The sequence below is a fragment of the Streptomyces sp. NPDC020996 genome (genome assembly GCF_040641355.1).
GTDB lineage: Bacteria > Actinomycetota > Actinomycetes > Streptomycetales > Streptomycetaceae > Streptomyces.
This window is the reverse complement of sequence record NZ_JBFADM010000022.1, coordinates 93,660-105,795: the sequence shown is the minus strand read 5'-3', so window position 1 is coordinate 105,795 and position 12,136 is coordinate 93,660. Positions and strand designations below refer to the sequence as shown.

Annotated in this window: 8 protein-coding genes; 5 read left to right on the top strand and 3 right to left on the bottom strand. The window is 71.8% G+C overall.

Annotation, left to right across the window (positions count from 1 at the left end):
- Positions 1-97 precede the first annotated feature (97 nt).
- Positions 98-2,737 carry a glycosyl hydrolase gene (locus AB0G63_RS17855; RefSeq protein ID WP_360750887.1) on the bottom strand — a complete coding sequence of 880 codons (2,640 nt, stop codon included), beginning with the start codon at positions 2,735-2,737 and terminating at the stop codon, positions 98-100.
- 1,047 nt (positions 2,738-3,784) lie between these two features.
- Here AB0G63_RS17855 and AB0G63_RS17850 point away from each other — a divergent pair.
- From AB0G63_RS17850 to AB0G63_RS17840, 3 genes are all read left to right on the top strand, one after another.
- The gene (locus AB0G63_RS17850; protein WP_360750893.1) at positions 3,785-4,546 is read left to right on the top strand and encodes a DUF1775 domain-containing protein; all 762 of its coding nucleotides are present in this window, start codon (positions 3,785-3,787) and stop codon (positions 4,544-4,546) included.
- A gap of 608 nt (positions 4,547-5,154) precedes the next feature.
- Entirely contained in the window at positions 5,155-5,673 is a 519-nt protein-coding gene (locus tag AB0G63_RS17845; protein WP_360750891.1) for an erythromycin esterase family protein, read from the top strand.
- On the top strand, positions 5,571-5,819 hold the full coding sequence (locus AB0G63_RS17840) for an erythromycin esterase family protein (protein ID WP_360750889.1): 249 nt from the start codon (positions 5,571-5,573) through the stop codon (positions 5,817-5,819). The genes AB0G63_RS17845 and AB0G63_RS17840 overlap by 103 nt, the downstream gene beginning before the upstream one ends.
- 109 nt (positions 5,820-5,928) lie before the next feature.
- Here the strand turns inward: AB0G63_RS17840 and AB0G63_RS17835 are convergent, their stop codons facing one another.
- Positions 5,929-8,775, bottom strand: a complete 2,847-nt coding sequence (locus AB0G63_RS17835; RefSeq protein WP_360750885.1) for a BTAD domain-containing putative transcriptional regulator — start codon at positions 8,773-8,775, stop codon at positions 5,929-5,931.
- 839 nt (positions 8,776-9,614) lie between these two features.
- Between AB0G63_RS17835 and AB0G63_RS17830 the strand changes: the two genes are divergently transcribed.
- On the top strand, positions 9,615-9,956 hold the full coding sequence (locus AB0G63_RS17830) for a hypothetical protein (protein ID WP_360750883.1): 342 nt from the start codon (positions 9,615-9,617) through the stop codon (positions 9,954-9,956).
- Positions 9,957-10,116: 160 nt separating this feature from the next.
- Here the strand turns inward: AB0G63_RS17830 and AB0G63_RS17825 are convergent, their stop codons facing one another.
- Positions 10,117-10,680: a TetR/AcrR family transcriptional regulator gene (locus AB0G63_RS17825; protein ID WP_360750881.1), complete on the bottom strand. Its 564-nt coding sequence runs from the start codon at positions 10,678-10,680 to the stop codon at positions 10,117-10,119.
- 140 nt (positions 10,681-10,820) lie between these two features.
- On the opposite strand from AB0G63_RS17825, the gene AB0G63_RS17820 reads away from it, so the two are divergent.
- Entirely contained in the window at positions 10,821-12,107 is a 1,287-nt protein-coding gene (locus AB0G63_RS17820) for an oxygenase MpaB family protein (protein WP_360750879.1), read from the top strand.
- Positions 12,108-12,136 lie beyond the last annotated feature (29 nt).

The following is a 12,136-nucleotide window of genomic DNA, read 5'->3' as shown; positions in this document are numbered from 1 at the left end:
CACCCGCCCCCACCTCGCCGACGACATCGTCAAGCAGGCCCGGAACGGCGTGATCTCGACACCCGGGGTCACCCCTCCCGCCGTCACGCGGTGTGGGTCAGTCGCAGTCGCGCACCTTGATGCTGCGGATGCCGCGGCCGTGCGTGGCCGCGTACAGGGTGCTGCCGTCGGGGCTCAGCTTCAGCTGGAGCACGGCGACCGCGGGGAGGCTGCCGACGCGCTGCCACTTGGTGCGGCCCGGGGCACGGTAGACGACGCCCAGGTCGGTGGCGACGGCGAGGCCGCCGTTCGGCGTGACGACCGCCGAGTCGGTCGGCACGTCGGGCAGGTTCGCCGAGATGTCCTTCCAGGTGTTGCCGCCGTCGGTGGACTCGAAGACGTGGCCGACGCCCGCGCCGGGGCCCTCGGTCCAGTGCCGGGAGAAGCCGTTGACGGCGAGGAAGACGTGGTCGGCGTTCTTCGGATCGATGGCGAAGCCGCTGAGGTAGCGGTTGGGCACCGTCCCGTCCACGGGCAGGGCGATGTCGTGCCAGCCGGTGCCGTCCGCGTTGCCGACGGAGATGCCGCGGGCGAAGCCCTGGTTGTTGCAGGGGCCGCACCAGGCCGCGTAGACCTTGCCGCCGGAGGCCGCGACGGCGGTCGCGGTCCGGCCGGCGCCGAGGTCGTACACGCTCTTCCATTCGTCGCCGCTGCGGATGGCGTAGCCATGGGTCTGCACCCAGACGTGGCGGCCGCCGGCGATCCACGTCGAGCTGCTCTTCAGGTCGGCCGCGAGCGGGGCTATGAAGCGGGCCTCGCCGGTGGCGTTGTCGGCCGGAGCGACGCCGTACGAGGTGGCCTTCGCGGGGTCGGTGATCCAACTGCCGTCGTTGACGGCGCAGTTCTGGGTCACCTGGACGGAGAGGTAGACGTACTCCTCGGCGATGTTGCAGCCGTTGGCCGGGTCGGTGAGGGTGTCGCCGCCGTCGCCGCCGAAGTCGGAGCCCATGACCCTGTCGTTGCTGCGCAGGATGGACTGGCCGTTGTCCTGCAGGCCGCCGGTGACGGAGACGCCGCCGTGGTCGAGGTCCCTGCCGATGCCGACCGAGTAGTACTGGAGCGTGTCGATGGTGCCGTCGTTGAGGGAGGTCCAGTCGGTGGCGTGGCCGGAGGCGTCCTGGGAGCCGTGGACCGGGCGCTTGTAGACGCCGCCGTCGTTGCCGACGTACACGAAGCTCTTGCCGTGGTAGCGGCCGATCGCGACGCCGTGCTGGTCGGAGTGGGTGGTCTGGTTGCAGTCGCCGCTCTGCTTCGCCGGGTCGATGGACCAGCAGGAGAAGGTGAAGTTCCAGTACGGGCCCACGGTCGACCAGTTGCTGCCGCCGTCCTCGGTCTCGTAGACCTCCTCGAGCCCGGCGTACACGTGCCGCGGGTCGCTCGGGTCGACGGTGAGGAACTGGTTGTACCAGGCCTGTACGCCCGGCATGTAACCGGCGCTGGTCAGCGCGGAGCCGGAGGCCGCCAGCCCCTGGTAGTCGGCGATCTTCGTCCAGGGCCCGGTGGGAGAGCCGGACTTGGAGACGAAGATGCCCTCGAGACCGCTGTCGGGATTGGTGTTCAGCTGCTCCGGCGACTGGTCGATGGCGTAGTAGCGCGAGCCGTCGGCGGAACGGGCGAAGGTGACGTTGCCCACCTGGTCCGGGTCGGCGGGCAGGTCGCCCAGGCCGCCGGTGATCCGGGTCCAGGCGCCGTCGGCGCCCTTGGTGTAGAAGCCGTTGTAGTCGTCACCGCTGCGCCAGCCGACCGCCAGGACCACCTTGGACGGGTCCTTCGGGTCGATCGCGATGTCGTTCGTGATGTTCTTGTACGGGGCTTGCGGGTCGTCGCCCTTCGAACCGCCCGGCAGATAGTCGGGGTTGGGCGCGTACTCCAGCTTCCAGGCGCCCTTCAGCGTCTTCGTGGAGTGGCTCCACACGCCCTCGCTGGTCGCCGCCCACACCTTGCCGCCGCCGAAGCGCAACTGGTGGACCGTGGTGGACTCCAGCTCGTCGCCGCCGACCCGGCCGCGGGAGGAGAAGGTGCCGTGATGCGGGTGGGACAGGACGTAGACGCCGCTGCCGAGGTAGGCGTCGGCGTTGGTGGTCGCCTCACCGGTGCCCAGCCACAGCCGCCCGGCGCCGTCCAGCGCGAGCGCGCCCGTGGACTGCGAAGGCAGCCTGTCGCTGATGGGCTTCCAGTGTCCGCCGCCCCGCTTGGACCGCCATACGCCGCCGCCCGCGCTGCCCGCGTAGACGTAGCCGTCGTCGTCGGCGGCCATGGCGGCCATGCGGCCGGTGACGTTGCCCGAACCGCCGCTGGAGTTGGAGTCGATGTCCCGGTAGCGGGGATCGTCGGAGTCGTACGGCAGGTCGGTGACGTCGTGCCAACTGCCGCCCGTGCGGGGCAGCTTCATGAGGCCGGCCCAGGCCGCGCCGTAAGCGCCGGGGGCGACGACGCCGGGCGAGGTGCGGGCCTCGGCGTACTGCTGCGCGCCCTCGGCTATCTCGTCCGCCTCATTGCCGTCGTCCTCGGCCTTCAGACCGGGGCTCACGGCGCCCACGGACTGCTCGCGTTCGGCGGCCAGTTGCGCGAGGGTGCGCGCTCCGAAGGGCTTGTGGCCCTTTCCGGAGGCCGCGCCTGCGGGTGTCGCGACGAGTGCGGCGGATGCGGTGATGGCGCAGATCGTGAACCATCGTCTCTTGCGGGTTGGTGCTGACACCAGATCCTCCCAGAACGGGTGGTCGTACAGCTGTTGCAGAGAACCCGACCACCGGCGACGGGAGCCGTCCGGCACTTGGACAAGTCTTTGATCAGCAGAACCTGTCACCAACGCCAGCACGCCGAGCCGGCCGACAGGCGCCCGGATGCGTGAACACCCCGCCCGACAGCGACGTATACGACGAGGTGACCGCCGTGACCGCCGTGGTCGTCAGCACGACCCGCGGTTACGGGCAGCGGCCGGAGAGGGGATGATGGGCGACCGTGCCGGGTGATCACAGGGCAGGAGGCGACAGTCGCGACGCGGGCGCGCGTCCGGGCTGGGGCGGGGCCTGTGCCCGGGCAGGGCTGTTCGCCCTCGTCGGCAGCGTGCTGGCCGCGCTCGGCCATCACACGGTCGCCGAAGAAGCCGTTCCCTGGCGGCTGGTTGTTCCCTGGCGCCTGGTGGCCACGTTCGCGCTCGTCCAGTTCGTCCTCCTGTGGCCGTTCGCCCGCCGTCGGCCGTCCCTGCCCGTGGTGATCGCGTGCACGCTCGCCGCCCAGGCCGTACTGCACCGGGAGTTGACCCGGGCCGACGGCACGCGCCACCCGCACGGCCATCACGCGGCGAACACCATGGACGGCCATGTCGCGATGGTCCATGGGGACGGATCCCTCGCGATGGTCCACGGGGACGGTCACGCCTGGCATCACGCGTCGGCGGTCATGACGACCGCCCACGTGGCCGCCGCACTGGTGGTCGCCGTGCTGATGCAGCGCGCGGACACGGCCGTGGCGGCGGGACTGACCACGGCCCGCGCGATGCGCCGTGTCGCTGCTGCCGTCGTGGCCCGGATGGTGCCGGCCCCGCCCACCGCCACCGTCCCGGCCCCGCTCGCCGTACGGCCGGCCGGCTGCTTCGCGCCCCCGAGGGCGCCGGGGACACGAACCCTGGAACACGCGCTGGTGCGCAGGGGACCACCGGGACGCGACCGCGTCCCGAACCGTCCCTTCATCCGGGCCAGGGCTTCGGCCTGCCCGGCTTCACCAGCGAGGAATCCCCATGCCCATGCCCATGCACCGCCCTGCCCGTACGTCCCGCCGTCTCGCGCTCGTCGGCGCCGCCGCGCTCACGGCGACCCTCTCCCTGGCCGGACCGGCCTTCGCCCACGCGGAGGTCGAGGCCGACAAGGCGCAGGCCCTGGCCGAGAACGTCACCCTCACCTTCGTCTCCGAGGCCGAGTCCGACGACGCGGGCTTCCGCAACGTGCGCGTCGTGCTGCCCGACGGCATCGCACCCGCCGATGTCACGCTCGACGAGGCGCCGAAGGGCTGGAAGCTCACGGTGACCGACGACGGCTACAGCGTCGGCGGGACCGCCCTGAAGCCGGGCGTCGACGCCGAGTACAAGATCAAGGTGAAGCAGCTGCCGGAGGCCGAGCAGCTGGTGTTCAAGACCATCGAGACCTACAGCGACGGCGAGATCTCCCGCTGGATCGAGCTGCCCAGTGGCGGAGCGGAGCCCGAACAGCCCGCGCCGGTGCTGAAGTTGAAGGCCGCCGCCCCGGGAGCCACGCCCATCGGCCACAGCCCGACCGCGACCCCCAGCCCGACCGCGCCGGCCACCGAATCACCCGCGGCCGTCTCGCCCGATACGGCCGTCTCGCCCGCGACCGCCTACGCCACGGCCGCGTCCGACGCGGCCACGTCCGACGAGGACGGAGGCGGCTCGACAGGGGTGATCGTCGGCGGAGTGGTCGCGGCGGTCGTCGTCCTCGGCGGCGGCGCGTGGTGGCTGGCCAGGCGCCGCCGTGCCTCGGCCGGGAACTGACGGACGCCGCGGGAGTCCACGGGGCGCGCGAGTGCCGCCCCGTGGCTCACCGGAACGGGCGAACCGGCGAGCGCGAGCCGGAGGTGACGACGGCTGCGCGCCGCATGGGCGCGCAGGGCATACTCCGGCCGATGGGACCTTGCGACTGCTGCTGGGGCACGTCGCCTCTCCCTCTCCGGTGCGGTGCGCCCTGCCGCCGGCCGCGGCCGACGCACCCGTCACGAGCGGTACGGCGGTCACCGGCGGCCTGTTCGTCGTCTCGGCCGCCGTAGCCGTCCCCGGACAACTCCGGCTCACGGGCCGGGCGAAACTGCGCTGGACACCGGTACGGGCGCTGGTCCGCGGCCCGGCCGCGACGGGCATGGCCTTCCTGCCCCTCACACTGACTCCGCCCGGCGCCCGTGCGGCCGTCCCCGCCTCCCTCGTCGCGGCGGTCGTGCTGCTCGCGGCGGGCAGCGCGGTGGTCTACCCGTTCGAGATGGACATCGTGGTCGACCGCCCCACGGGCGAAGTGACCGCCGCCACTCGCGAGTTCACGAACCGGCCGCAGGACCGGCGGCTGGACCTGGCCCGGCGCACCCGGCAGGCGTACGAACTGCTCTGCTCGCATCCGCCGGGCAAGGACCGCGAGGAATTCGACTGGACCGGACCGTCCAGCACGCCCGGGTCATCGCGCAGAGCACCCGTTCCTACGCCTTCGACAGCAAGACCAAAGTGCCCGGCAGGATCTGTACCGCGACGAGCAGATGGCCGCCAACCTCACCTGGTGGTACGAGCACAGGGGCAGCAGGACCGTGCTCGCCGCGCACGACGGCGCTGTGGCTCTGGTCAGCAACAGCCCCGCCTGTCCCCGGCCGCAGGGCGCCTTCCTGCGCGACCGGCTCGGCGCCGGGTACCTCAGCGTGCGCACCGGCTTCGGCGAGGGATCCTTCGTCGCGTACGACCGCCTCAGCCCCCTTCAGCCCCGGCCTCCACGCATGTTCACCGTCGGGCTGCCCGCCCGGGGCACCCGTTCACCGTCGGGCTGCCCGCCCGGGGCACCAACGAGTACATCCTGGATCTCGTGCCCCACCCGGACCACCTGCTGGACCTGCGCACCGTCCGGCAACCCGCCCGGGAGTGGCTGACCGAGGCGCGCCCGACCAGGGAGATCGGCACCGAGTGGCCCGGAGCTCCGGCCGTCACCTGGCTGCTCAGGAGCTCGGACCTGCTGATCCACTTCCACTACATGACGCCGCGCGGCTCCTGCCCCAGTAGGGTGCGCGGGCGCTGATTCCCGCCCGACTCCCGCCTGCGGTGATGGCCACCCGCCGTGCGGGGTCGGGAAAGCGCATCATCACCTCGGCCCCGTGGTACCAGCGGTATCACGGGCACCAGCGGTATCACGGTCGTCCCGGGAGCCGGCTTTCCGGGACGACCGGCGTCGTCAGCGCGTCGAGGCGGCGGCGGACATGGTGGGCCGCGGTGTCGCGTCGTTGGGCGTCGTAGAGGTCGAGAGCCCGCTGCCAGGCCTCACGGGCGAGCGCGGGCCGGCTCATCGCCTGATGGGTCTCGGCCATGTTGGCGAGGGTGTCGGCCTCGCTCGCGGAGTCCGAGTGTTCACGGAAGAGGACCAGGGCCTGCTGGTAGTAGTCCAGGGCCTGAGCGTGCCGGCCGGTGTGGTGAGCGATGTAGCCGAGGCTGTCCAGGGTCGATGCCGCGTCGGCGGGGCGCCCGTGTCTGCGGTACAGGCGCAGCGCCTGCTCGCAGTAGGTGCGCGCCTGCGGATGGCGGCCGAGCTTGGCATGCATCCAGCCGACCGCGTTGAGCTGGTTGGCCTGCCAGATGAGGTTGTCCAGCCGCTGGTACAGGGACAGGGCGCGCAGGGCGTGTTCGAGGGCGCGCTCGTCGTCGCCGTACTGCTCCCAGACCCGGCCGAGGGTGCGGCAGATGTGTGCCTGGCCGGCGGTGTCGTCCGCGCGTTCGGCGAGCGTGAGGGCGAGACCGAGATGCTCCAGGGCCTCGCGGTGCTCGCCGGCGAGGGCGCGGGCATGGCCGAGACGCCAGTGTGCCAGAGCCCTGGGGACAGGGGCGTTGCCGTGCTGTTCTGCCGCTGTGAGGGCGGTGCGCCAGACAGTGCGGTATTCCGGCAGGTGGTAGCCGCCCTGGTGGTAGGAGATGAGCGTCCAGGCCAGTTGCCAGACCTGGGGGTGACGGCCGGTGGCCAGGGCGAGGGACTGGACGGCGAGCAGGCATTCGTGTTCGGCGTCGAACCACCGGAGCGCGTCCGCCGCGTCCGCCGGACGCACCGGAGCGCACCCGGGCGCCGGCGGTTCCAGCTGGGGCTCGAAGGGTGTGTGGGGGCCGTCGAGGAGCCGGTTGGCCGCGAACGCGGTGTGCAGATGGAAGTCGATGAGCCGCGACAGGGCCGTCTCGATGTCCCGGTCGGGCCGGCTGCGGGCGAGTTCGGCGGCGTAGAGGCGGACCAGGTCGTGCATGCGGTAGCGGCCCGGGGTGTCCTGCCGTACCAGGTGGGCGGCCACCAGTTCGGCCAGGAGTGCCCGGGCGCGGGCGGGTGCGAGGGCTGCGAGGCTTGCCGCCGCCGGCAGGCTGATGTCCGGGCCCGGGGCCAGGCCCAGAAGGACGAACAGATTCCCGGCCGACGGGGTGAGCGCACGGTGCGAGGCGGCGAAGACCGCGCGGAGGTTCGCGGTGAGGTCGCCGATGTCCAGCGCGTCGAGGCGCTCGGTGGCCCGGCTCAGTTCCTCGGCCAGCACGGCGAGTGTCGACTCGGGGTGGGCCGCGGCGCGGGCGGCCACGATCCCGAGGGCCAGCGGCAGCCCCGCGCAGTGTTCCACCAGCGCGTCCACGGCCTCGGGTTCGGCGGCGACCCGGGGTGCGCCGAGCTGGCCGGCCAGCAGGTGCCGCGCATCGTCGGGTCCGAAGACGTCGAGTGACAAGGGTCGGGCGCCGTGCGTGGCCACCAGCGCGGTCAGGCGGCTGCGACTGGTGACCAGCACGGTGCACGAGGGGCTGCCCGGGAGCAGCGGGCGGACCTGGTCGGCGTCGCGGGCGTTGTCCAGCACGATCAGCATGCGCCGGCCGGCGACCAGGCTCCGGTAGAGCGCGGTCTGCGCGTCCAGGTCTTCCGGTATGCGCTCCGGGGCGGCGCCCAGCGCGTCGAGGAACCCCCGTACGACGGTGGGCAGGGGCATCGGCTGCTCGGCCGCGTCGAAGCCGCGCAAGTTGGTGTAGAGCTGCCCGTCGGGGAATCGCTTCTGGTGCCGGTGGGCCCAGCGCAGGGCCAGCCAGGTCTTGCCGACGCCGCCCGCGCCGCCGATCGCGGAAATCACCACGGTGCCGCCCCGGTCTGCACTCGCGTCCAATGCCGCGTCCAGGTATTCGAGTTCGCGGGTACGGCCGATGAACGTCGGTGGAGGGGCGGGTAGTTGCCGCGGTTCCGTGGCGGGTGCCGGCCCGGATCCGACTGTGGTGCGGGGAGCGGGGGCTGGTGCCAGTGCCGGGTCGGCGGTGAGGATCTGCTGGTGGAGGTGTTGCAGGGCCGGGGCGGGGTCGGTGCCCAGTCCCTCAGCCAGGCGGCGTCGGGTGTCCTGGTAGCGGGTCAGGGCGTCGGCGGTGCGCCCGCAGCGGTAGAGGGCGAGCATGAGCTGGCCCGCCAGCCGTTCGTCCAGGGGGTGCTCATCGGCGAGCACCGTGAGTTCGGGCAGCAGTTCACTATGCCGGCCGGTGCGTAATCGGAGGTCGGCGTAGTCCACTTCCGCCGCGAGCCGCTCCCGCTCGAGGGCCTGGCGCACCTCATGGAACCACGGGACGTCCACGGCGGCGAAGGGTTCACCCCTCCACAGTCCCAGCGCCTGTCGCATCAGCGGTGCCGCCTGTGTGTCGTCGGCAGCCCGGGCGCGGGCGACCAGGTCCCGGAACAGGTGGAGATCCACCGACAGCGGCTTCGTCTCCAGCACATAGCCCCCGGGCCGCCGCGAGATGGCCACCTCCGGGCCCTTCGCCAGCGCCTGACGCAATCGGGACAGATACCCGTACAGCGTTCCCTTGACCCGCTGCGGCGGCCGGTCACCCCACACCCGGTGAACCAGCGCGTCCGCCGCGACCTCCCGGTTGACCTCGAGGAGCAGCACTGCCAGCACACACCGCTGCCGCAGGTGCCCCACGTCCACCGCATGGCCCTCCCGGCGTGCCTCGATCGTTCCGAGCAGACCGAACTCCAGCACCATCCACGCCTCCCCTCACCGGTTGACGTTAGTCACCCGGCAACCGCTCTCACCAGGCGATTGCAGGTCAGCCCAAGGTTCGTCCCAAGCCAGACACGCAAGGTGGGATCCACGACAGGGCAGCAAGGCCGATGTGTGGTTCGGCTTCGCCGGTGCCCGCGGCCACCCGCGGGGGACAGGGGAGCGTGATGCGACGTATCGGCCTGGCGGTGGGAGCTGCCGTGGTCCTCGTGTGCTGCGTCGGGGGTGCGGCACACACTCGGGGGAGGGGAGCGCGGAGCCGGGGACGGACAGCACACGACCGTCTCTGGCTCCGCTGCCCCGGACGGAACCGGGTACAGGCTTCTTCCGCTGGACGCCTACGCGCCCTCCCCTGAGGAGCAGGCCCGGTCCGATCGTGCTCAGGAGGCGGGGGAACGCGCCTGCCTGGCGGCCCGCTACGGACTGCGCTGGGAAGGACCGGGTGAGACCGCTCTGCAGACCGGCCGGCGGATGGTCCTGTGGCGGCAGGCCGCACGGTTCGGGGTGGTGGACGCGCGGCAGGCGGCGCGAGACCGCTACCACGCGCCTGCCCGGAGCACGTACAACCCTCGGGTGGGCAAGCTGCTGGACCAGCACGCCGCCCTCCCTCCCGACGTGGAGAAGGTGCTCTACGGCGAGGCCGCGGAGTTCGGGGACAAGCCCGTTCCCCGGGACGGATGCCGGGCGGAGGCGGCCGAGCGCTCGTGCGCGGCGCCCCCGACGCCGATCGCAGCCTTCCCCATCGCCTGGCGGAACAGGCCGCCGCCGCGACCGCGGAGGATCCCCGGCTCTCGGCTCTCCTCAGCGCATGGTGCACCCGCATGACCCGCTCCGGCCACGACTACGTCTCGCCCTACGCCGCCGGGCACGACTCCCGCTGGAAACGGGACCAGGCCCCCACCGAGCGGAGGCTCACGGTGGCCGTGGCCGACGTCCGTTGCCAGAAGCGGGTCAGGTACCTGCCGACGCTCGACCAATCGGTGTGGGGCGGCTACTGCACCACCACCTCCAGCGCCTACCAGGTCTCCGAACCGGTCAACGGATACTGCAACACCTGGTCCGTGGACGGTGTGCTGACCAACCTGAGGATGGTCGAGGACAACCCCTCCAGCAGCACCAACTACTGCGGCGCCTGGCACGGCTACCCGGTCGCGGGCAACTGACTGCAAGTGCCGCGCCCTTCGTGAGTGAACCCCGGCGGCAGGCCTCTCCAGGCCCGTCGCCGGGGCACACTTCGCGCCGCCTGCCTGCCGGCTCGCGGGTTCTGGAGCTCCGCCTGCCGGTGACCGGCACGTGTCCGGCGGACATGAGGGTCTTCCCGGTTCACGGCATCGGCCGCAGATAGCTCAGGGCGAGATGGGTGAGCTCGTCCAGGAACCGTTCCCTCGGGATGGGCGGCCTGTCCAGCAGATAGCGCACGGTGAGGTGCTCGACCATGCGCACCAGCATCCAGACCGCGGTCTCCATGGAGGCATCCGACCGCAGCCCCGGACGCTGTGTGGTCAGGTAGGCCAGGACCAGTTCGCCGATCCGCTCCTCGAAGAGCCGCAGGGCGCGGCCGTCGTCGAGCCGGGGACCGTGCTCGACGACCGCGCGCAAGAACGGTGGTGCCACGTCGAGCCCGTCGAGCAGCACGGTGAGCGTGCCGTGCACGATCACCGGCGCGGGCTGCTCGAACTGCTCCGTCATCCGTGCGGTGACACGTGAGACGAGTTCGTCGCCGTAGTGCTCCAGCACGGACAGGACGATCGCGTCCTTGTGCGGGAAGTACTGGTACAGCGAGCCGGGACTGATGTGAGCCGTCGCCGCGATCCGGCTCGTGGAGGCGCCTTCGTAGCCGTACTCGGAAAGAATCTCTTCGCCGGCGTCGAGGATCCGCCTCACCATCACCCGCGACCGCTCCTGCCGTGGTGTTCTGCGCGGGGAAACGCGAGTGCCCGGATCACGTGGCGCGTGCCGATGGGGCGACGACATGGGGATCAGGACGCGAATTGAACGCGAGCACGGTGGTCGGTCAGCATCGACTCATGGTCGCACACGAGTCATCGCGGGTCGACACCTCTGCCGGGGCGAGCGACACGGCACCCCCTTCGTCCCGGTCCCGGTTCCCCCGGCGCTTCCGGGAGACCGAAGCCCTCAACCGCCGCCAGGGACGGCCGCTGCGCCTGCTGCTGGTCAAGCAGGGCGGAGTGGACGAGGAACTCCTGGCCACCATAGGCAAGCGGCTCATGACGCGCGACGAGGTCGGAGCCGCCCTGGCGAACGCGCTGCGCAGCGACACCACGGATCCGGACAAGGTCACGATGAAGCAGTTCCGTCGTGCGCTCGCCGACGGCATCGGCGCGGTGCCCGATCCCCCGCAACCGCTCAAGGACTTCTTCGCCGCCGTCGAGCCGGTACCGGACTGGGTGGACTTCGACCTGGTCAACGAGGGCGGACGGGTGGCCAGGAGGTTCGGCCGCAGCGCCGCCGACGTCATGATGCAACTGGCGCTGATCGGTTCCTACCGCTTCGACGGGCCACCGCGTGTACTGGTCGAGACCGGAGGCCTGACCGGAGGGTCCGCCCTCCAGCGGATCGCCGAGACCCAGCAGTGGGCGACGGCGGTCAGCGGTCATGACGCCATGCGCCGCGACGGGGCGGGATTTCGGCTCACGGTGCACGTCCGCCTCATGCACGCCCTGGTCAACCACCAGATCGAGCACAGCGGCCGCTGGGACGCCGATCGCTGGGGACTCCCCGTCAACCAGGCCGACCTCGCCGCCACCCTCGGCCTCTTCAACGCGGTTCAGCTGCTCGGAGTCCGCATGCTCGGCGTGCGCGTCACCCGCGCCGAGTCACGGGCTTTCATGCACCTGTGGAAGTACGTCGGCCACTTGATGGGGGTGGACGAGGACTGGCTCCACGACCGAGAACTCCAGCAGCACCGGTTCAACTACCATCTGCTCCTCACCCAGAGCTACGGCGGTCCGGCCGGTCCGCCCCTGGCCAACGCGCTCGTCGAAGCGCAGGGCGAGCTGCGGTTCGCGCGATTCGCCCGGCTGAGGCGCGCCTACGCACGCGCACGACTGCTGAGCATGCTGCGCTACTTCCTCGGCCGCCGGGGCATGCGCGACCTGCGGTTGCCGCCGGCTCTGCCCTGGGCCGTGCCACCTATCATCGTGGCCAACCTCTTCCGCCACCAGATCCTCGGCCGCACCGAGGCCGGCCGCCGGTACCTCCTGCGCAGCGGTGACCGCTTCATCCGGCGGAACCTGCGCCGGTACTTCCGGGACCAGGTCCCCGATGTGGCACCGATCGACATCAGGCATTGAGCACCGTCGCCAGCCGACGTCCGCCCGGG